The sequence below is a fragment of the Spirosoma arboris genome (genome assembly GCF_009754945.1).
Lineage (GTDB): Bacteria > Bacteroidota > Bacteroidia > Cytophagales > Spirosomataceae > Spirosoma > Spirosoma arboris.
On sequence record NZ_WPIN01000020.1, the window covers coordinates 103002 to 121799 of the forward strand.

Genomic DNA, 18798 nt, shown 5'->3' on the forward strand with positions numbered 1-18798 from the left:
GTACCTCTACTTCTTGGTATGGTGAGCATGACTCACTTCCCGAACCATAGTCATCAGGCGTTTCCAACAGCGGCCAATGGTTTTCTTATCTTGTACTTTCGCTGGCGCAGTCGTTGCCGGATTTTCTGGTTTAGCCGTCGTATTACGAACTAAAACAGGATTGCTGGCTGGTTTGAATGACTCTTTACTGGAAGTTGAGGTCGTAGTGAATGCAGTTTGCAAAGGCATCGCGACGGTAATCGACGATACAAACGGGCAGGTTACTAAGGAAGCAGTAGCCAGATAGCCCGCAGCTTTTTTCATCAAAAGAGTTCTCATGAGGCAGTTGGTTTAGAGTTACTGTAGGGTCATACCAGCAATTCTTGCAAACAATGAAGATGCATTCACGGCTAATATAAACATAAATAGTACTATTGCCTCATATAGTTGAATTAAAAGTTAAAGAAATAAGTGATCGTCTATTCTCTATCAACTATAATGCCAAAAAAATATTGTTCTGTACGAAAGCGAAAAAACAGTATTTTTTTATTGTGTTCATATGCATCCACAACCTTGTTAACTATTTGGCAATTATTGACCGTTGGAAACTGTTATCTTTGTAACGACATGGTCCATATAGCAATGAAACAAGCCACGTATCGAGTTTTATTACGTAAAGAGCCAGAGGGCGTTTACACGGCGGTAGTGCCGTCCATTCCTGGCTGTGTAACGTGGGGTGAAACTATTGAAGAAGCAATTGCGATGGCTCGTGAAGCTGCTGAAGGTTGTTTAGAGGTATACGCTGAAAAGGGAATCCCTATTGAAGACGATAGTGAAACATTTGAATATTCTATCAATCTGCCGTTTACACCACTAACTGATCAGGCAGCCTAATTTTTAATGGATTATTCACCGAAACGTCTGATTAGTTTGTTGAAGGAAGCGGCTGGGAATTACAGCGCATAAAAGGCAGCCACCACATCTATTTTAACGAAGAACTAAATCGCACTATTCCTGTACCAATGCATGGTAATCGGGATATGGCAAAAGGTACATTTTACACCATTTTGAAACAAGCCGGTATTGACCGGAACGAGGTCTAAACGCATGTTCGAGAATCTTCAGGATAAGCTAAATAAGGCTATTAAGACCCTTAAAGGGCAGGGCCGCATTACCGAAATCAACGTTGCCGCAACTATTAAAGAAGTTCGTCGTGCTCTCACTGATGCTGACGTAAACTATAAAGTTGCGAAAGAAATTACCGATCGTATTCGCGATAAAGCGCTTGACCGAAAGGTGCTTATTTCCGTAGAGCCGGGCCAGTTATTCGTCAAAATCGTTCAGGAAGAACTGACCGAGTTGATGGGTGGTGAAGCACAGGGTATTAATATTAAAGGCGACCCAGCTGTAATCCTGATTGCCGGCCTGCAAGGATCTGGTAAAACAACCTTTACGGGCAAACTGGCGGCCTACCTCAAAAAGCAGGGACGTAATGTACTTCTCGTAGCGGCTGACATTTACCGTCCGGCAGCTATCGACCAATTGAAAGTTCTGGGCGAACAGGTCGGTGTGGATGTGTATGCCGAACCTGAAAATAAAGATGCAGTTGCCATTGCGAAAAATGGTATCGATCAGGCCCGTAAAACAGGTAAGAAAATCGTGATTATTGATACTGCCGGACGCCTGGCTGTCGATGAAGCGATGATGCAGGAAATTGAAGCTGTTAAACGTGCTATTAACCCTACCGAAACACTGTTCGTAGTTGACTCCATGACGGGGCAGGACGCTGTTAATACGGCTAAAACGTTTAACGAACGGCTCAATTTTGATGGGGTCGTACTAACTAAACTCGACGGTGATGCCCGAGGTGGAGCGGCTCTTTCTATCAAAACAGTCGTTAATAAACCGATCAAATTCATCAGCACAGGCGAAAAAATGGAAGCGCTCGACGTGTTCTATCCAGATCGGATGGCTAGTCGGATTCTAGGCATGGGCGATGTGATTTCCCTGGTAGAACGGGCGCAGCAGGCATTTGACGAAGACGAGGCCAAGCGCATCAATGCCAAGATGCGTAAGAATCAGTTCGACTTCGACGACTTCCTGTCGCAGTTGCAGCAGATCAAAAAGATGGGTAATGTCAAAGACCTGCTCGGAATGATTCCAGGTATGGGAAAGATGGTTAAGGATTTAGACATCGATAACGATTCGTTCAAACCTATTGAAGCCATCATTAGTTCAATGACACCAAAGGAGCGTAGTCGCCCTGACATCATCGATGGAAGCCGTAAAAAACGTATTGCTGCTGGTAGTGGCACCAATATTCAGCAAGTGAATAACCTGTTGAAACAGTTTGATGAGATGCGCAAGATGATGAAGAAAATGAACACCATGCAGTCATCTGGCAAGCTGAACAAAATGATGCGATAATCCCTAAGCATCATAAAGAAAATAGCCCTAACTGTTTTGACACGGTCAGGGCTATTTTCTTTGTAGCCTTTGAGCCTTAAGCAACGTCTAGCGCTCGGCGCATGGGTTGGGCTTTCCAGTATGTCAAACTGCGCCAGACCCATTCAAACGGACCAAAGCGGAAGTACGTCAACCAGATGGGGCTGATAATGAGTTGGAAAATCCAGACCGCAACGACCACGTAATACAGTTGGTAATATGACAGCTTGCCGTAATAGCCCAGCCCGTACCCGTGAAAAAACAGCGTACAGATAATCGACTGCGATAGGTAATTCGTGAAAGCCATTTGTCCTACGGCGGTTAAGGCCCGCATTAGCCAGGGTACCAGCGCCGACCGGTAAATCAGAATGAGCAAACTGGCGTGCCCTAATGCCAACAAGATCCGACGTAGGTCATACACCTGAAACGGGATGGTTCGGTAAGTGTCAACGAATAAGCTGGGATTTTGAATCCAACCTACCTGCGAGTATACGTAAAACCAGCTTATCGGTAAGCCTACACCATAGCCAATAAGTAACGTTAGGGCATAAGTTGTCGTAGATAGCTTGTTAGAGAAAAAGCCCCATTGCAACAGGGCCATGCCTATAAACATCATCATCAGCCAATCCCAGGTACCAAAATAGGTGCCGTAGGTCTCGCTCTCACTGTTTCGGGGGACCAAATGAGCGAAGACAGTGCCATAGTTACCCCGCATTTCCTTTAGTTCTTTCTCATCTTTTTTAGGATCTGGCTTTCGATTCTTCTCAAATTTTTCCCAGGCCGCTTTGGCTTCTTTCTGTTTTTCGGTTGGCTTTTTATGGGCTTTCTCCAGCTTAGTGGCTTCAAGATAACCTGCCCGGTTTTCGCGCAACCCACTATACCATATTTCCGTTCGAATTGTATTGATACCCAGACATAAAACGGCCAACCCAATCAACCAGGCGGCTTTTGTTTTGCGGAATGGGTACAGTAGCATGCCGCAAAGGCCATAAAAGAATAGAATGTCGCCAGACCACATCAAAATATAGGCGTTAAAAACACCAAATAACACCAGCCAGAGCAATCGTCGGTAATAGTATTCCGCTACGGTGGGGCCATCTTCCAGTTCCTGCTTACTCATCGTAAACAAGACCATGCCCGCGCCAAACAGCATAGAAAACAAGCCACGCATAGTTCCTTCAAAAGCAACCCCAACAATGGCGAATGTATAAAAATCCGGCCCTTCTGTTTTACTCAGCAAGGGGATGAAATTAGAGCCCAGAAAGCCGAATCCTGGGATGTTCATCATCAGAATACCCAATAAGGCGAACCCTCGGATAAGGTCTATTGTCTGTATACGATTGGCTTTGGCTACCGGTTGCGGAGCTTGAAGATTGACCACAGGCATGTAGTCAGCGGGTAGCGTATCAATTGAATTGGTTTCCATAAGATCGTTTGGTGAGAATAGGTGAATTAGGCCAGGATAGATGTTTTGGGAGTAGCTGGTTGAGTTAATCGCATGGGTTGTCGCTCCCCATAAGTCAGCGAACGCCAGAGCCATTCCAGGGGGCCAAATCGAAAGAATTGTAGCCAGGCCACGCTGAACACCAGTTGTATGAGCCAGATTTCGGCTACTACGAAATAGAGCTGATAGAATTTCAGATCGCCATAATAACCCAGGCCGTAGCCATAAAAGAAGAGCGTACACAAGACCGACTGCATTAGGTAGTTTGTAAAGGCCATTTGTCCCACGGCACTTAGCCCTTTCCACAACCATTGCGCTATTCCTGAGCGATAAAGTAACAAGATGAGGCTGGCCCAGCCAATGCCCGAAAACGCTCGCTCAAATGGCATCAGTACATCGTCGAGCGGAAGTATACTGGTGCTAATAAATTTACTATAGTCGATTATCTTCAGCTCGTGTGAGGGCAGCGAAAGCCAGGCCATTGTTTGGCCGATCAGTAAGCCACCGACAGCTAACAAAGCGTATTGGCTGGTGGTGAGTTTGTTTGAAAAGAAGCCCCATTTAAACAGAGCCATCCCCAGTAACATCATCGAAACCATATCCCACAAACCAAACTGGTAGAAGAATGGAGCTTCCATTCGCTGTATTTGGGGAAGCAGGTGGTTCCAGACAGTAACATAATCGGAACGCATGGCCAGAATAGTCGCCTTATCCGCTTTCTTATCGTACTTTTTGCTCTTTACCATGCCTTCCCAGGTCTCCTTATCTTCTTTTTGATCGTCAGTCAGTTTTACTTTCTTGTTAGCTGGCTTAACTGCCTTGAGCTTCTTTTCAAAAGCGACGACTTTCTGGTACTTCTCATATTTCTGCTTTTGTTCAGCAAAATCCCAGTAGTATTTACCGCTATAAATCAGCCCTACAACAACTGCGCATAGTACTAATGCCTTCGCTGACAGACGCTTGAATGGGAACAGGAAAATGCCCACAATACCATAGTCAAACAAAATATCGTAGTGCCATAGGAGAACAAGCGCGTTGATTAACCCAAATACAATGAGCCACAATTGGCGTCGAATGAATAGTTCGGGTGCTGCCATACCCGAACCCGTCCGACTCTTAGCCAGAAACAGGATGATTCCTGCCCCAAACAGCATAGAAAACAGCGCCCGCATTTTGTTCTCAAATAGAATGTAAATCAGGGTTTTCAACCAATAATTGCCACCATGTGGTCCCCGAATTAATTCCTGAACGCTGGCTTCGGTCAGTCCGAATGCTGGAATGTTCATCAACAGAATGCCCAGCAGAGCTACACCCCGCAGGATGTCGATGGTTTGAATGCGCGTGGCTTGAGCAACGGGTTGTAGGTTAAATTTTGGCTCCATACCAGCCAGATCAACAGAGGAAAGGGTTTGTGAAATCATATATAGTGAGGAAGTTTATTGGTTAAGTAGTTTCGGTAACTCGCCATATAATTGGTACTTCTTAATGGGTAAGACCTGTTATCAATTCAAGCGTAGAGAACGCTTAGTCGCTTGACAATCAGATCAAAATGCCTGCTGTTCGCATGGTGTAATATACTTGTTAGTTTTGAAAAGTCCCGAAATCACTGAGCTAACATGCTGTGAATTAATTAACTGGTCTTGGATGGGACGTCACTGAGAAGGTTAGCGCTTATCCAGGTAGGATTTTATGACCAGGTTTTAGACGAAGCCATAATGACTTCTCCATTTATAGACTTATTACCACCACACTTAAAGTCAAACTTACCTCATACATAGTTTTGAGTTCGGGCGTTTTTAGGTGCATTAGTTTTGGTCTGACAAAGGGGGCAGAAAACTTGAAAAAGCCGTTCGCAAACCCCACAGTTTTTGTAAAACCTTCTCTTGCTTAAGAACATGACCATTCTGCCTATCAACGAAAAGTCAGCAGTAGAGCTAGCCATAGAGGAAATTCATCAGAGCCCTATTCTCGTTCAACTACCCACTGTATTTGCACTCCTGGCAGCGCCTACGAGCAAAGGTGTAGCGCAATTGGATAGATTGAAGTCAAGATTGGGTGGTAAGAATTACGGGACTGTGATTGGCTCGCTAGACAACTTTATAGCCCAGGCCAAACAAGACTATTTGCCCGATGCGTTTACGAGTGCCAAACACTATGCCCGCTTAAATGGCGCCTTTATTCGGCTTCCGTTCAGGGATAAAACTTTCCAGTCTGAAACAATTAAAGATGGCACCCATCAGGGATTGCTGTTAGCAGGTGCTTATTCTGATCTATTGATAAAGATTGAAGAGTCTTTTGCCGGCTATCCACCCGATAAAATCTGGGATCACAAGAATTACAGCGCACCCTTGTGTACTAGTTGCAATGTTAGTGGAGACCCAGATGGTTCAATCGTGGCATTCGACAAAGCGCTGAGCTTTGCGAAAGCGCGAGGTGTTAAGCTGTTTCTTACTACCACCAAACAGGCCGCGCAGAAGGGTTCTTATCCCATATTAGGTTTCGAGAAACACAAAGTTACTGTTCACCGTCAAGGGCCAAGTCTGGAAGCCTTTAAAGCCAGAATACCTGCCTATCTTAGAAGTTGGTAAACGGCCTATCATAAATCTAGATAATACCGTCGACGAGCGGGCTCGAATCGTTCAATAGCATAGCGTAAGGTGGTACGCGGCATTTGCTGAATATGGTCGTGCAGAAACTCCTCCAGCGCATCTACATTTCGTTTGCCCACTTCGCGCAGCATCCAGCCAATGGCCTTATGAATCAGGTCGTGTTTGTGAGATAGGAGAAGTTCGGTGATGGCGAAGGTATCGCTAAACTGCCCCAACCGAATCAAGGCAAAGGTGGAAATGATAGCGATACGTTGGCTCCATAAATGATTTTCACTGGCCAAATCATAGAGAATAGATCGATCTCCCTGAATAACTGATCGACCAACTATATGTGGACAGGTAACATCCACCAAATCCCAGTTATTGATATACTGCCTGTTAGCGAGGTAGCGTTCCAGAATTTCTGACCGTTTGGTTGAGCCAGCCTTTTTTATTTGATTAACCCAAATCAGCAGCCCTACCATTCGGCATTCGTGATACGGATCACATACCAATAATTCCGTTTCCTGTATTGACAGGTTTTGGTACTGTTTGGCTACAATATGTTGTTGGGGCATCGAAAGACCCAGAAACTGGTCACCTTCGCCATACTGACCTGGGGCGGTTTTGAAAAATCGCGCTATCAAAACGGCTCGTTCAGGTTGGGCTAAAGCGAGTAATGCATTTTTTACGGCAGTATACGTCAGATCCATTAGTGACAAAAAAAGCAGAGACTTAGCTAAGTCTCTGCCAGAAATAGAGCCGAATGGGCTCCTGATTAATCATTCAGTTTCGAACGCACAAACTCCTGTTCAGCTAATAGCGGTAGCGAATAAAGGACTGTCTTATTCCGTTCAAACGTAGGACGGTCAAGGTCGGCAGCTAAATACTGGCCTTTTACAAACGCTTCTACGGTACGGCGGATTAAATCAGCATCGTTAGGACGTTTCTCTTCCTCTTCATCCAGCTCCAGAACGTCAATGTCCCGATCGTCATCTATAAACGCACCTGTAAGCACAGGCGGTTCAGGACGAATAATGGATGAACCGCCATTGTAGCCACCAGTTGGGGTTTGTTTATCGTCGGGCTTGACACTAACACCGACAGGCTCTGAATCTGTTTCATTACCATCGGCGTCGACCAGGACCAAATCTTCAGGCTTTTCTTCTTCATCCAGACCACCCTGAAGTAAATCGACGTTGGGGTCAGTTGGATCATCTTGTATCTCTTTCTTGTCCGGCTCGAGAGGATTTTTAAGCTGGTCCATTAACGCAGACGTTCCATCGAAGCCAGCAGCAATGATGGTTACCCGCAGGTTCTCCCCAAGATTTTCGTCGGTGATGGCCCCAAATTTAAACATACGGGCTTCACTCTGAATTTTCTTGGCAACGTGTTCCGAAATTGCCATTTGCTCTTTCAGCTTCATGGCATGTTGCTTACTCGACGAAATGGTCAATAGAATCCGTTTAGCACCCCGGATATCGTGGTCATTCAGCAAAGGTGAATTTAACGCAGCTTCGATGGCCTTAAGTGCCCGATCTTCGCCCCCAATTTCTGCCGAACCCATAACAGATTGGCCGGCTCCTTCAAGCACTTTCTTAACGTCAGCAAAGTCAGCGTTGATGTCGCCCTGAGTCGTAATAATTTCAGCAATACTTTTTACCGCATTGGCCAGTACGTCATCGGCATGAGCGTAGGCTTCAGTCCAGGTTAGTTCGCTGTACAATTCGGCTAGTTTATCGTTCAATACGACGAGGACAGTATCGCAGCTTTTCTTTAGCTTTTCAATCCCTTCCCGAGCCTGCTCTTTTTTATCTGTCCCTTCATACCAGTACGGAGCTGTTACAACTGCTACAGTCAGTAGGCCCATTTCACGAGCTACTTCGGCTACTACGGGCGCTGCGCCGGTACCGGTACCGCCACCCATACCCGCCGTAATGAAAACCATTTTCGTTGGCGGAGCGAGCAGGTTTCGAATTTCATCGATACTGGCACGAGCGGCATCTTCACCTGCTTTGGCTTCGGTACCTGCCCCTAACCCGTCGCCCAATTGCAATTTTGTTTGCACAGGGTTACTCATAAGAGCTTGACGGTCAGTGTTACACACGGCAAAGCTGACATCGCGCATCTTCAGTTTGTCCATGTGCTTAACGGCATTACCTCCCATGCCGCCCACGCCGACAACCTTAATTATGATTGGGTTATCGTCTGGTATTTCGAATCTATAGCCCTGACTATTCATCGTGTGGGTTGTGGTGTCTGTTCATTTACAAAAATCTGCATCTGGTCATTAAACCGGTCAATGAACCGATTTAATGGTCTTGCTAATATGGATCGGTTTCATTGCCACGTGATGGCTGAAGCGCTTCCATAAGCTTATCGAACCAACCTTTTTTGGGTGGCTCGGGCGTTTCTTGGATCTTGCCACCTCCGCCTATGGGTTTAACGGTTGTGCCACCCCCAATTGGGTAGACTGGCCTACCGCCTGAGCCAATTGGTTGATCTTCTTCTTTATGGGCTCGATTTGGATCGCTAATAAACGAAATACGATTGTCGATCGTCTTGTAACCTGCCCATACTAAACCAACAGCAGTAGCATAAGCAGGATCGCCAACCAGATCGGCACGGCCATTGGGTTCAAGATGTTCTGGAAAGCCAACCCGAACTTCTTCAACTCCCGTTACACGTCCAAAAATATGTTCTACACCCGGAATCAAAGCTGAACCACCGGTTAGTACAAGTCCACCCAGCAGTTTACCGTCGTAGCCCGACCGAATAATTTCAGCCTGAACCAATGCGGCAATTTCGCGCAGTCGATCTTCAATAATAACGGCTACATTTTTCAGTAGGACGTCTTTCGGTTTGCGATTACTGAGCCCAGGTACAGCAACTACCTCATTTAGATTGTATTCACCGGGATTAGCGCTTCCAAATTTCTTCTTGAGCAATTCCGCCTGATTAGGGAGAATTTTACATCCTGCCTGAATATCGGATGTCAGACTATTTCCGGCCCAGGGAAAAACGGCTACATGGCGAAGCACATTCCGGTAATAGATAGCCATTTCGGTGGTGCCACCGCCAATATCGACCAAGGCAACACCGGCATATTTTTCTTCGTCAGTCAATACAGCTAAACCCGATGCCAAAGCTGACAGCATCATGGTGTCCTGCGCGAGGTTATTGCGTGTAATACACTTACGAATGTTCCGGGCTGCGTTTGCTTGGGCTGTAATTAATTGAAAATCAGCACCAAGCTTCACACCATTTCGACCAACAGGCTGATTGATATTCGTTTCGGTATCGACTACGAAATCCATTGGCAGAACGTGGATAATTTCCTTGTCGGCCGGAATCGACGTACGATACATATCATTCAGTAAATGATCAATGTCTTCGGTCTGCACTTCATCGCCCGACGATGAGCGCGTAATACTCCCACTCGATTTAACCGACGTAACGTGCGAACCACTGAAACTGACATTAACTAAATGAATGTTCAGGTTAGATTGGTTAGATGCCTCTGCTACAGCTCGCCGGATAGCGTTCACTGTATTATTCACATTCACGACAGACCCTTTGGCTACTCCATCGGTTAGATTCGTTTCTCCAACGCCCAACACTTCGAGCGTTTCCTGTTCTTTGTTATTCCGAATCAACCGTCCGGCCACGGCACACACCTTAGTGCTGCCAATGTCCAGACCTACTACAATTTTTTCGTCCATGCCCGTTGATGTCATTCGCAAACTATTTGATTTCGGTACTGGACGCTTACCCGGCTATAACGATCCCATCCTTTGGCTGGTAAAACGTCCGTATAGACTAATTTTAACTTTCTAAACTTAGCATCCAGTTCGGTGGGTGGCCCAAATTCAATCTGATGATTACCCATTTGCGGCCACATGGTCACCTCACCCTGTTTATCAACTGATAGTTCGGCGATTTGTGCACGCCAGAACGAATCATTATGTATTCGTTTTAATAAATCCAGTAACGCCTTGTTTCGTTCACTAGCCAACGAACGATTCTGATCGAAATAATTACCGGTCAGAATTGGAACGCGGGCCGAGTAATTCATTGAGATCGGGAAAAAATGCCCATCCTCACTTACATACTGTCCTGATACTGTTCTTGCCCCATCACTAGCGGTCACTAACCGGGCCAACGGTCGAGGTTGTTCGATCACGACGAGTAAGGTACCTGTTAAATCACGAGAAATCTGACAATTTTTTACCAATCCATGTTGTTTTAACCTCTTTTCCAATCGTCGTAAATCAACATCGGCATAATCTTTGCCTATAATTGGATCGGCACCCTCGTTAGTCAGATAGCCCATTGCGTCCCGACGGGTCAGAAAACGGTATCCATCAGTCTGATCGATCCGTATAATCACCGCCTGAACATGCTTCTGCCCATGCCGAATTTCGGTAAAAGCAATGAGGCCAAACAGACTCAAAAGCCCTCCGAAGGCGAACAACCACTTTTTGGATGATTTAAAGGTAGAAAACATCTGTAAATAAGATGAATTGTTTTTCAGTTATTTTATCTATTGGTAGGTTACGATAGATTTTAATGTTGGTAATAGTTGGTCAATATCACCAGCCCCAATGGTGACAAGCAGTGAAGGCTTCATTTTTCGCACAACGTCGGGTAATTCAGCTTTGGTGCATTTTTGTTTAGTTTTCGAGTGTACGCCCCGAAAAATCAGGTCTGACGTAACACCTTCCATCGGTAATTCGCGTGCGGGATAGATATCCAGTAAAATGACGTTGTCGGCTATTGACAGACTTTCTGCAAAACCTTCTGCAAAATCGCGGGTACGACTGAATAAATGAGGCTGAAAAATTGCCGTTAGTTCCTGGTCTGGATACAAAGCTTTCACCGACGATAAGAAAGCCTGCACTTCTGCAGGATGGTGAGCATAGTCGTCGATAAGCACGGCTTCATCAGTTTTAACAATATATTCAAATCGTCGACGAACACCTCGATACGTAGTTAGCGCCGACCTGATAGCTTCTGGCGCTACACCTACTTCCAGCGCTACGGCCCCGGCCGCAACTGCATTTTCAACGTTATGAAATCCGGGCACCATCAAGTGAATATCAGCAATAATTCCTTTTGGATGAACCAGATCGAATATAAATGCAGCCTGGTCAATTCGAAGATTTTGACTGTAATAGTCGCCTGCCTTGAGAGAATACTGTCGAACCTCCGCTTTTGTTTTGTCTGCCAGAGATAAACCTTGCTTCATGAACAAAATACCATCGGTTTCGATTTGGTTTACGAATTTACCAAATGACTCAAGTACAGCGTCGTGGGCTCCGTAGATATCCAGATGATCTGCATCGGTCGAAGTTACGATGGCATAGGTTGGGAATAAAGTCAGAAACGACCGATCAAATTCGTCTGCCTCGACGACACAAACAACTGAGCGAAGGTCTTCGGCAGGTTCGTTGAGCAGGAAATTTGTGCCGTAATTATTCGTAATTCCGCCCAGAAAAGCCGCACAGTTTACGCCTGCAGCGCGTAGAATATGCGCAACCATTGATGACGTGGTGGTTTTTCCATGCGTTCCCGCAACCCCAATTGTTGTCATCTGCCCTGCCAACAAGCCCAGAACCTGTGAGCGTTTTTGGAGCGTAAACCCTTTTTCGGTAAAGTAAATGTATTCAGCGTGCGTTTTAGGAACGGCAGGCGTATATATAACCAAGGTTTCGGCAGAGTTTTCCCGAAAGGCAACTGGTATCTGGTCAACGTCTTCGGTAAAATGAATCGCCATACCTTCTGCTTGCAAGGCATCGGTCAGGGCAGTAGGCGTTTTGTCATAGCCAACTACAGTGTAGCCATTAACCTTAAACCAGCGGGCTAGCGCACTCATGCCGATGCCGCCGATACCGAGGAAATAAATGTATTTGAATTGGTCTAATGTCATTTTTGTCTGGGTCAAGCTCAACCTTGGCCCGTTAAAATATAGTTATACGGCCAAGCCTGAGCTTGGCCCAGACAGCTTAATTACTTCACTTGCAATGTCGCGGGCAGCATTGGGCTTGGCTAACGTTTTAATTTCGACACTCAGCTGCTGCCGTTGAGTCGGATTGTTCAGCAAATTTAAAGCAGCAGTAACAAGTTCTTCACGTGCCGTTCGATCATTGACAAGTAAGGCTGCCTTATGATCAACTAAGCTCATCGCATTTTTGGTTTGATGATCTTCGGCGGCTGTTGGTAAGGGAACCAGAATAGCCGGACGACCTACCAGACATAATTCAGATACTGATAAGGCTCCTGCCCGAGATACGACAGCATCGGCAACGGCATACGCTTTATCCATATCATAAATAAAATCGTATGGCTTAATTAATGATGAGCCAAGCGTGGCCACAGCTGTTCGTGCCCGTTCAATGAAGGCCGGCCCTGTTTGCCAAATAACCTGAATACCTGCATCGACAAAACGCGCCAGCCCACCTTCTATACTCTCGTTTAGAGTTCGTGCACCCTGACTGCCCCCAATAATTAATAATGTTGGTCGGTTAGTTTCGAGGCCAAACAACTTAAGGCCAGCATCCACTTGCTGATCAGCAAACTGAATATCACTCCGAACAGGGTTTCCGGTTAGTTTAATCTTATCAGCCGGAAAGAACGCGTCCATACCAGGGTATGCAACGCAAATGCGTTGTGCCCAGCGAGCTAAGACTTTATTCGTGAGACCAGCATACGAGTTTTGTTCCTGGATGAGCGTCGGGATTCCTTTTAGCGATGCCGCAAGTAAAAGAGGACCGCTGGCATAGCCACCTACACCTACGGCAACATCGGGCTGGAAGTCACGAACGATTTGCCTCGCCTTAAGTAAGCTCCGACCTAATTTTAGTGGAAAACCAAGGTTGGCCAGTGTTAACTCTCGTTTGATACCTACGACAGGTAACCCCACGATTTCATACCCTGCACGAGGTACTTTTTCCATCTCCATCTTGCCTTCGGCCCCAACAAATAGAATCTTCGTTGATGGATCTATTGCCTTCAGCTCATTGGCAATGGCAATGGCTGGATAGATATGGCCACCGGTTCCGCCCCCACTGATAATAACTTTCATTCTATGTAGAATTCAATGTTTCAGGTTCAATGTTTCAGGTTCAATGCTTATTAACATGAACCTTGAAACCTTGAACTTGGAATGACAATCTATATTTTACTTTCATCGGCCTCATCACGACTAACACTAAGAACAATGCCAATCGCTAAACCTGTGAATATCAATGATGTTCCTCCCATACTCAATAAGGGTAAAGGTTGACCTGTTACAGGTGCTAAGCCAATAGCCACACAAATACTGGCAAATGCCTGAAAAACAATACTGAATGTGAGGCCTGCTGAGAGTAACCCACCAAACGGTCGAGTTGCTTTCTGGAGCGTTTTCATACCTCGCCACAAAAACCACAAATAAGCTAGCACAACGGGAATACCGCCTAATAGAAGCCCATATTCTTCAACAATAATGGCGTAAATGAAATCAGAAAATGGATTAGGCAGTGTATTGCGCTGATGGCTGTTGCCAGGCCCTTGACCGGTCAGTCCACCATTGGCAAGTGCGATGTACGACTGCTCGACCTGATAGACGATGGTGTCTGAGTCTGAAAAACTTTTAACTCGATTAACGGCTGTTCCCAAACGTTGACCTGCCGCTAAGGCAATGCCCCCAAAGACGACGCAAACAGCAATCATATAGCCCAAATAGCGAACTGGAACACGGCCAATATACATTAGCAGAAAGCAGGTTGCGCCTAATAAAAGAGCTGTAGATGTATTGGAGAGGATTATAAGCGAGCAAATAAGACCTATCCAGAGAATAAGATTGAACAACACTGTTGGGTCATTCATAAAACGCTGCCGTTTGGCTAGCATCGCAGCTAGATTAGAAATGAGCGCCAGTTTTGCTAAATCAGATGGCTGGAACGTCTGATTTATAATGGGAATGGTTACCCAGCGCGATGCATCATTCAGAGTCGAGCCTTTAAAGAAAGCCCATAACAACAGAGGGACAGAAAGCCAAAGTCCATATTTCGACAGACGGGCATAATACACATAATTAATCTTATGAGCGAAATAGGTGCAGGCCAATCCAATCAAAAGGAGAGACCCATGCTTGAGTAGAAAAACTTCAGTGTTTCCGTCGAGTTCCCGAAATGCCTTCGTTCCAGTTGCGCTATAAACAACCAGAACGCTCATAATCGAGAGATAGAGAACGATCCACCAGATTTGGCGATCGCCTTTAAGATGCGTACGAATCCACTCGCGGAGGGCCATGTTTTCTGAATGATGAATGATGAATGATAAATGATAAATGCAACCTGCGGCATTCATCATTCATCATTCATCATTAGGTTTTTAACTGCTGCTTTGAACTGGTTACCGCGATCTTCGTAATTTTTGAACAAATCAAAACTGGCGCAAGCAGGCGAAAGTAGAACCGTATCCCCTGATTGCGCTAGCTCAAGTCCTTTCGCTACGGCATCGATAATTGACTGTGTTTCATAAATGACCGGTACTTTCGAGCCGAAATACTCCACTAATTTATGGTTATCGACGCCAAGGCAAATCAAGGCTTTTACTTTCTGATCGACTAATTTATCTAATTGGCTATAGTCGTTGCCTTTGTCCTGACCACCAGCTATCCAGATTGTGGGAGCATCCATACTCGATAAGGCATAAAAAACAGAATCGACATTCGTTGCCTTCGAGTCATTGATGAATTGAATATGATTAATCGTTCCGGCTGGCTCAAGCCGATGAGCTGCATTCTGGAAGGTTTTTAGCCCAGTTGTAATCTCATCATTAGCTACTCCTATCGACTGAACTGCCAGTATGGCTGCCAACATATTGATTGCATTATGCGGACCCCGTAAGGGTGTTTCAGACTGCGAAATTGCAAATGAATGCGCCTTATTTGTTGCTATTAATTCTCCATCATCCAAATAACCACCTTGCGAAACGGCTTTTTCTAATGAGATAGGAAGTTGATGTACCGATGGATTATGTTTGGTGAGTTCGTCCAGAATGGGCTGACTTTCTGCGAAATAAATAAAGTCATCGGTGGGAACTGCATTTTGCAAAATCCGAAATTTAGACGCTACGTAGTTCTGGAAGTTGTATTCATAGCGGTCCAGATGGTCAGGTGTAATATTGAGTAACACCATTACATTGAGATGCACTTTATACATATCGTCTAACTGGAAACTACTTAGTTCCAGCACAAAATAGTCGAATGTATCTGTAATGACTTGTTCCGCAAAACTATCACCTATATTTCCTGCGAGGCCGACATTCAGCCCTGCCGTTTTAAGCAGATGATAAATTAATAATGTTGTTGTGGTTTTACCGTTGCTTCCGGTTATACCAATCAGTTTGGCGTTCGTGTAACGGGCCGCAAATTCAATTTCTGAAATAATGGGTGTTCCCTGCGCTCGGAGCTTTTGTACTAAGGGTGCCTTTTCGGGGATACCAGGACTTTTTATTACTTCGATAGCATCCAGGATGCGTTCTTCTGTGTGATAGCCCTCTTCAAATGCAATAGTTTCTGCCTGGAGCGTTGCCCGGTAGCTTTCTTTCAGCGCTCCTTTATCGGATAAAAAAACATCGAACCCTTTGGCTTTTGCTAGCAAAGCAGCACCCACACCGCTTTCGCCCCCACCAAGAATAACTATTTTCTGGACTGCCATAGTGAATCTATACTACTGGCAAAATAACGCATAAATGAAGAAGCCCCGACTATTGGCCAGGGCTTTTCAAGCAAATTTTGTAAAAAGATTTATTCTTTCGGTGCCATTGAATTTGACAATCGTGCGCGGTTGGCGGCTTTTACGATGAGAAAAATAACCCATGCAATAAGCAAAAATTGAATTAATGTGTTAAGGAAATTACCGTACCTAATAGCGACCTCGGGTGTTGTACCTACTGCTTCCTTTAGCACAATCTTTAACTGGCTAAAATCAACTCCACCCAGCACTAAACCCAGAATTGGATTAATAATATCCTCAATTAACGACGTGGTAATTTTACCAAAGGCAGCGCCAATAATGACGCCAACGGCCAGGTCGAGTACGTTACCCTGAGCAATAAAAGTTCGAAATTCGCTTAACATAAGGGCGCATTGTTTAGGGTTAGAAATATAACTAATACGGATACATACGGTAAAGTATGCACTCTTTAGTTCAAATCAAAATCGGCCTTCGCCGGGTTTCGCGGGATCCTTTTTCGTTTTAAAGGAACTGATGTTATAAGATAACCCAATAGCCAGCGTTTGCTGAACCTGTAGTGATGAACTAAAATCTTTATTGTAAAGTAAAATCAGCCCGAATGTAGTATTCAGATAACGACTTGCTTTAGCGGTCATAATAAGATCGAGCCGATGGTTGATATTATCTAAGCTTGCATACTGCGTAAAGAGTTGATAACGAGCATTTACCGATACATTCTGACTTATGTTTCGATTTAAGGCTGCTTGTAATTGAAACGCCAGCCATTCTGTCCGGCTACTTTTACCTGGAGCAACACCATAAGCTGTTTGAGTAGCATCAGGAATATAGGTACCATCTGCCAATTGTCTCACTCGAACGCTCTGGTCGGCTAAGAATGTAAAACGTGGGGCTATGGGGCTAATTCGGAGGGCAAACCAGTCGTTGGGTTTATAAGCTAAACCGGCAGCCAACGTCAATTGCGCAGGGGCAAAAAAGTTAGATACGCGCAGCCGGGTTTGGTCGGCAGGAAGTTGATCGTACCGATAACCAGGGGCAAAAAACGTATTGAACGTTCCTGAGGCAAACAAATCCCATTTTGGCGCGATTTTATGGCCTAATACCGAAATGATAATGATCTGGTCGGCAGCTTTGCGGGTATTTCCTAACTGAGTAACATAACCCAATTGTAAATCAGCCGTATTATCCCAGGAGGTTTTCCCTTTTTCGTAGAGGGCACGAGCTGCCACAACGCCACCTATGGCAACTGAATTAACGCCACCGCCCGACCAATTACTAAACGATGCCTGATTGAAGTTGACCCCTCCACTGAATGATCGCTGCCAGTAAGACGTGTCTGGCTTAATAGCCACTATATCTTTAAAATTCGTTGTGACCCGAACGGAATCGGGCGGGACAACCTTGGGTGAGTCCTGAGCCAACGCATGGTTCAGGCAAATCCCAATCATAAGTACAGATAGTGCACTTGTTTTCATAGCGTGTATTGAAAGTTACAGTCCCTCTGACGAGGTAGGTAGTCTTTGGTAACGACTGTCCACCTCGTAGCAGGTTATACGGCAGTAGGATTATCAAATACTTCTACTTTTTTCATTTGCAACGTTTGGAGTGGCACCACTGTAGTTGTTGACCCTGTGCGGAGTGTAAGCGATAAATTATCCACTTTTATGATTTCGCCCTTTGCATCATCGACCTGAATAATCTGGCCTTCTCTATACTTGTTTTTTGTATAGAATGATGACAGGATATTGGCCATCAAATCGCGTGAGGCAATTCCATAACCTATAGCAAAAGCGAAGATGACTCCTCCAATAATAAGATTAAAGCTCGATTCAAGTAGCTCTGTATTGATACCTGCCTGCCCCAGCGCACTAATAACTGTAATGACTAAAAAGAAGACAAATACAATCATACTGAGCAGTCGACCTGAAGCAATATTAAAGGATTGACATACACTTACAACAGCTCCTCTTAACGTATCGGCTAACAAAACACCAACTTGTAGCATAATAGCTGCTGCAATCAGTTTAGGGATAAAATTGATCAACGAGGCAACCATCTCGGTGATTGCAGCTACGCCTAATTTCTCGGTAGCGGCTTTAATGAAAACCAACAGAATGAAGTAATAAAGAACTTTCGCGATGATTTCGCTCAGTTTGATTTCAGTTTTTAACTGTTTAATAATACTGATTTCGTTCAGGCGATTACCAATTTTATCAAAGCCAACTTTCCCAAGTACCCGGAGTACAATGAACGATACTAATCTGGCAAAGCCAATTCCAATTAACATAATGATTATTGCCCCGAGTAAGCGTGGAACGAACTCGACGAATTGGTCAATCAGGGTTTGAAATGTATTCCGTAAAACATCAGTCAATGCAGGAAGTTCTTTCATAAAGGGGGTGTTGTATTATCAGAAGTTACGTAAGGTGGGTTAACAATAGCAGAAGCCAGATCGAATAAGTCGCCGATGTAGAGATCTATAATTGTTATAACATTTCGAATCAAATCAATTTCTGAAACTAATTCTGTTTTCAGATTCGGTGGACAAATAGCGTCCGACTCAAGTTCTTTAAAAGGATTTGTGTTTTCCATAGTTTGG

Annotated in this window: 19 protein-coding genes; 4 read left to right on the forward strand and 15 right to left on the reverse strand. The window is 44.9% G+C overall.

Annotation, left to right across the window (positions count from 1 at the left end; genetic code table 11):
* Positions 1-6 precede the first annotated feature (6 nt).
* A complete protein-coding gene (locus GO755_RS34105; protein ID WP_157589921.1) occupies positions 7-318 on the reverse strand; it encodes a hypothetical protein in 312 nt (103 codons plus the stop codon).
* A gap of 303 nt (positions 319-621) precedes the next feature.
* Here GO755_RS34105 and GO755_RS34110 point away from each other — a divergent pair, with 303 nt between their 5' ends.
* From GO755_RS34110 to ffh, 3 genes are all read left to right on the forward strand, one after another.
* Complete coding sequence (locus GO755_RS34110; protein WP_157589922.1) at positions 622-873, forward strand: type II toxin-antitoxin system HicB family antitoxin; 252 nt, start codon at positions 622-624, stop codon at positions 871-873.
* Between the two features lie 86 nt (positions 874-959).
* On the forward strand, positions 960-1082 hold the full coding sequence (locus tag GO755_RS41935; RefSeq protein ID WP_317166017.1) for a type II toxin-antitoxin system HicA family toxin: 123 nt from the start codon (positions 960-962) through the stop codon (positions 1080-1082).
* A 4-nt stretch (positions 1083-1086) separates the two neighbouring features.
* Positions 1087-2406, forward strand: a complete 1320-nt coding sequence (ffh, locus tag GO755_RS34120; RefSeq protein WP_157589923.1) for a signal recognition particle protein — start codon at positions 1087-1089, stop codon at positions 2404-2406.
* Positions 2407-2482: 76 nt separating this feature from the next.
* Here the strand turns inward: ffh and GO755_RS34125 are convergent, their stop codons facing one another.
* Together GO755_RS34125 and GO755_RS34130 are read right to left on the reverse strand one after the other, a co-directional pair.
* On the reverse strand, positions 2483-3850 hold the full coding sequence (locus GO755_RS34125; RefSeq protein WP_157589924.1) for a DUF418 domain-containing protein: 1368 nt from the start codon (positions 3848-3850) through the stop codon (positions 2483-2485).
* A 26-nt stretch (positions 3851-3876) separates the two neighbouring features.
* Complete coding sequence (locus GO755_RS34130) at positions 3877-5289, reverse strand: DUF418 domain-containing protein (protein WP_157589925.1); 1413 nt, start codon at positions 5287-5289, stop codon at positions 3877-3879.
* 474 nt (positions 5290-5763) lie between these two features.
* Between GO755_RS34130 and GO755_RS34135 the strand changes: the two genes are divergently transcribed.
* A complete protein-coding gene (locus GO755_RS34135) occupies positions 5764-6456 on the forward strand; it encodes a hypothetical protein (RefSeq protein WP_157589926.1) in 693 nt (230 codons plus the stop codon).
* 8 nt (positions 6457-6464) lie between these two features.
* Here GO755_RS34135 and GO755_RS34140 read toward each other — a convergent pair whose 3' ends face one another.
* The 12 genes from GO755_RS34140 to GO755_RS34195 all read right to left on the reverse strand — a co-directional run bounded on the left by GO755_RS34140 (position 6465) and on the right by GO755_RS34195 (position 18791).
* Positions 6465-7169 carry a DNA alkylation repair protein gene (locus GO755_RS34140; RefSeq protein WP_157589927.1) on the reverse strand — a complete coding sequence of 235 codons (705 nt, stop codon included), beginning with the start codon at positions 7167-7169 and terminating at the stop codon, positions 6465-6467.
* Positions 7170-7234: 65 nt separating this feature from the next.
* Positions 7235-8698 carry a cell division protein FtsZ gene (ftsZ, locus tag GO755_RS34145; RefSeq protein ID WP_157589928.1) on the reverse strand — a complete coding sequence of 488 codons (1464 nt, stop codon included), beginning with the start codon at positions 8696-8698 and terminating at the stop codon, positions 7235-7237.
* 82 nt (positions 8699-8780) lie between these two features.
* Complete coding sequence (gene ftsA / locus GO755_RS34150) at positions 8781-10193, reverse strand: cell division protein FtsA (RefSeq protein ID WP_227687191.1); 1413 nt, start codon at positions 10191-10193, stop codon at positions 8781-8783.
* Positions 10190-10963, reverse strand: coding sequence for a cell division protein FtsQ/DivIB (locus GO755_RS34155; RefSeq protein ID WP_157589929.1), 774 nt, complete (start codon positions 10961-10963; stop codon positions 10190-10192). The genes ftsA and GO755_RS34155 overlap by 4 nt, the downstream gene beginning before the upstream one ends.
* A 36-nt stretch (positions 10964-10999) precedes the next feature.
* Positions 11000-12385 carry a UDP-N-acetylmuramate--L-alanine ligase gene (murC, locus tag GO755_RS34160; protein ID WP_157589930.1) on the reverse strand — a complete coding sequence of 462 codons (1386 nt, stop codon included), beginning with the start codon at positions 12383-12385 and terminating at the stop codon, positions 11000-11002.
* Between the two features lie 42 nt (positions 12386-12427).
* Positions 12428-13540, reverse strand: a complete 1113-nt coding sequence (murG, locus tag GO755_RS34165) for an undecaprenyldiphospho-muramoylpentapeptide beta-N-acetylglucosaminyltransferase (RefSeq protein WP_157589931.1) — start codon at positions 13538-13540, stop codon at positions 12428-12430.
* A gap of 89 nt (positions 13541-13629) precedes the next feature.
* Entirely contained in the window at positions 13630-14751 is a 1122-nt protein-coding gene (locus tag GO755_RS34170) for an FtsW/RodA/SpoVE family cell cycle protein (RefSeq protein WP_157589932.1), read from the reverse strand.
* A 56-nt stretch (positions 14752-14807) separates the two neighbouring features.
* Positions 14808-16163: a UDP-N-acetylmuramoyl-L-alanine--D-glutamate ligase gene (murD, locus tag GO755_RS34175; protein WP_157589933.1), complete on the reverse strand. Its 1356-nt coding sequence runs from the start codon at positions 16161-16163 to the stop codon at positions 14808-14810.
* A gap of 89 nt (positions 16164-16252) precedes the next feature.
* On the reverse strand, positions 16253-16585 hold the full coding sequence (gene mscL / locus GO755_RS34180; RefSeq protein WP_157589934.1) for a large-conductance mechanosensitive channel protein MscL: 333 nt from the start codon (positions 16583-16585) through the stop codon (positions 16253-16255).
* Positions 16586-16660: 75 nt separating this feature from the next.
* Positions 16661-17674 carry a DUF3078 domain-containing protein gene (locus GO755_RS34185; RefSeq protein ID WP_157589935.1) on the reverse strand — a complete coding sequence of 338 codons (1014 nt, stop codon included), beginning with the start codon at positions 17672-17674 and terminating at the stop codon, positions 16661-16663.
* 74 nt (positions 17675-17748) lie between these two features.
* A complete protein-coding gene (locus GO755_RS34190; RefSeq protein WP_157589936.1) occupies positions 17749-18591 on the reverse strand; it encodes a mechanosensitive ion channel family protein in 843 nt (280 codons plus the stop codon).
* Positions 18588-18791: a hypothetical protein gene (locus GO755_RS34195; protein WP_157589937.1), complete on the reverse strand. Its 204-nt coding sequence runs from the start codon at positions 18789-18791 to the stop codon at positions 18588-18590. The genes GO755_RS34190 and GO755_RS34195 overlap by 4 nt, the downstream gene beginning before the upstream one ends.
* Between the last annotated feature and the right edge of the window lie 7 nt (positions 18792-18798).

Excerpts from the sequence above, each read along its gene's own strand:
- GO755_RS34105 (WP_157589921.1), bottom strand. The coding sequence starts at position 318 with ATGAGAACTCTTTTGATGAAAAAAGCTGCGGGCTATCTGGCTACTGCT.
- GO755_RS34110 (WP_157589922.1), top strand. The coding sequence starts at position 622 with ATGAAACAAGCCACGTATCGAGTTTTATTACGTAAAGAGCCAGAGGGC.
- ffh (WP_157589923.1), top strand. The coding sequence starts at position 1,087 with ATGTTCGAGAATCTTCAGGATAAGCTAAATAAGGCTATTAAGACCCTT.
- GO755_RS34125 (WP_157589924.1), bottom strand. The coding sequence starts at position 3,850 with ATGGAAACCAATTCAATTGATACGCTACCCGCTGACTACATGCCTGTG.
- GO755_RS34130 (WP_157589925.1), bottom strand. The coding sequence starts at position 5,289 with ATGATTTCACAAACCCTTTCCTCTGTTGATCTGGCTGGTATGGAGCCA.
- GO755_RS34135 (WP_157589926.1), top strand. The coding sequence starts at position 5,764 with ATGACCATTCTGCCTATCAACGAAAAGTCAGCAGTAGAGCTAGCCATA.
- GO755_RS34140 (WP_157589927.1), bottom strand. The coding sequence starts at position 7,169 with ATGGATCTGACGTATACTGCCGTAAAAAATGCATTACTCGCTTTAGCC.
- ftsZ (WP_157589928.1), bottom strand. The coding sequence starts at position 8,698 with ATGAATAGTCAGGGCTATAGATTCGAAATACCAGACGATAACCCAATC.
- ftsA (WP_227687191.1), bottom strand. The coding sequence starts at position 10,193 with ATGACATCAACGGGCATGGACGAAAAAATTGTAGTAGGTCTGGACATT.
- GO755_RS34155 (WP_157589929.1), bottom strand. The coding sequence starts at position 10,963 with ATGTTTTCTACCTTTAAATCATCCAAAAAGTGGTTGTTCGCCTTCGGA.
- murC (WP_157589930.1), bottom strand. The coding sequence starts at position 12,385 with ATGACATTAGACCAATTCAAATACATTTATTTCCTCGGTATCGGCGGC.
- murG (WP_157589931.1), bottom strand. The coding sequence starts at position 13,540 with ATGAAAGTTATTATCAGTGGGGGCGGAACCGGTGGCCATATCTATCCA.
- GO755_RS34170 (WP_157589932.1), bottom strand. The coding sequence starts at position 14,751 with ATGGCCCTCCGCGAGTGGATTCGTACGCATCTTAAAGGCGATCGCCAA.
- murD (WP_157589933.1), bottom strand. The coding sequence starts at position 16,163 with ATGGCAGTCCAGAAAATAGTTATTCTTGGTGGGGGCGAAAGCGGTGTG.
- mscL (WP_157589934.1), bottom strand. The coding sequence starts at position 16,585 with ATGTTAAGCGAATTTCGAACTTTTATTGCTCAGGGTAACGTACTCGAC.
- GO755_RS34185 (WP_157589935.1), bottom strand. The coding sequence starts at position 17,674 with ATGAAAACAAGTGCACTATCTGTACTTATGATTGGGATTTGCCTGAAC.
- GO755_RS34190 (WP_157589936.1), bottom strand. The coding sequence starts at position 18,591 with ATGAAAGAACTTCCTGCATTGACTGATGTTTTACGGAATACATTTCAA.
- GO755_RS34195 (WP_157589937.1), bottom strand. The coding sequence starts at position 18,791 with ATGGAAAACACAAATCCTTTTAAAGAACTTGAGTCGGACGCTATTTGT.